The organism is Fructobacillus ficulneus (assembly GCF_001047075.2).
Lineage (GTDB): Bacteria > Bacillota > Bacilli > Lactobacillales > Lactobacillaceae > Fructobacillus > Fructobacillus ficulneus.
The window spans coordinates 3355-3762 of record NZ_DF968003.1 but is presented as its reverse complement, the minus strand read 5'-3'; the positions used below and the strand labels follow the sequence as shown (position 1 = coordinate 3762).

Genomic DNA, 408 nt, shown 5'->3' with positions numbered 1-408 from the left:
TGGACGGCAATTGTTGAGAACATAATCATCATCGCACCACCCAAAACTGCAGATGGAATAATCGTGGCGAGGGCGCCGAACTTTGGCAAGAGACCCAAGATGATGAGCAAGCTGGCCGCATAGTAGATGGGCTGCTTGGTCTTAACGCCAGAGAGGCGGACGACGGCCACGTTTTGCGAGAAGGTTGAATAAGGGAAGGTATTAAAAATTCCAGAGAGGACAACTGCCAAACCTTCGGCGCGGTAACCGCGGGCCAAGTCCTTTTGCTTTAATTTTTCACCAGTTAAATCGGCGAGGGCAAAATACACCCCGGTCGCTTCGACCATGGCGGTCAAGACAATGATGATCATCGTCAAGCTGGCTGACCATGAAAAAGTTGGCGTTGCCAAGAAGAACGGTTGGGGCAAG

At 51.2% G+C, this 408-nt stretch carries 1 protein-coding gene; it reads right to left on the bottom strand.

Features of this window, described 5'->3' with window-relative positions; genetic code table 11:
• Window positions 1-408 (bottom strand): solute carrier family 23 protein (locus AOQ29_RS07975; protein WP_275936579.1); only part of this gene is annotated, 408 nt, incomplete at both ends.